Below are 361 nucleotides of genomic sequence, written 5' to 3'. Positions count from 1 at the left end.
TGTTCATTTCTAAGTTCTGACAAGTGACTGCGTACAGCGAAAGTGGTGGAGCCAAGCGGGATCGAACCGCTGACCTCCTGCGTGCAAGGCAGGCGCTCTCCCAGCTGAGCTATGGCCCCGTATTCTACGGCTAAACCATGTAATGGTAGGTCTGGGCAGATTTGAACTGCCGACCTCACCCTTATCAGGGGTGCGCTCTAACCAACTGAGCTACAGACCTATAACAGGGTCGCGTTACAGCATCGTCTTTTACAATGAATCAAGCAATTCGTGTGGGAGCTCATCAGCAGGCTGATGTCGTCGATTAAGGAGGTGATCCAGCCGCAGGTTCCCCTACGGCTACCTTGTTACGACTTCACCC

Annotated in this window: 2 tRNA genes and 1 rRNA gene; all 3 read right to left on the bottom strand. The window is 53.2% G+C overall.

Annotation, left to right across the window (positions count from 1 at the left end):
- Positions 1-43 precede the first annotated feature (43 nt).
- A tRNA-Ala gene (locus tag JOY50_RS28695) sits at positions 44-119 on the bottom strand.
- Positions 120-143: 24 nt separating this feature from the next.
- Positions 144-220: transfer RNA gene (locus tag JOY50_RS28690), tRNA-Ile, on the bottom strand.
- Positions 221-305: 85 nt separating this feature from the next.
- A 16S ribosomal RNA gene (locus JOY50_RS28685) occupies positions 306-361 on the bottom strand; the annotation flags it as partial.

The sequence above is a fragment of the Pseudomonas sp. BP01 genome (assembly GCF_022760795.1).
In the GTDB taxonomy this organism is placed as follows: Bacteria; Pseudomonadota; Gammaproteobacteria; order Pseudomonadales; family Pseudomonadaceae; genus Aquipseudomonas; species Aquipseudomonas putida_Q.
The sequence above is the reverse complement of the archived record's forward strand: the minus strand, read 5'-3'. Positions and strand labels throughout refer to the sequence as shown.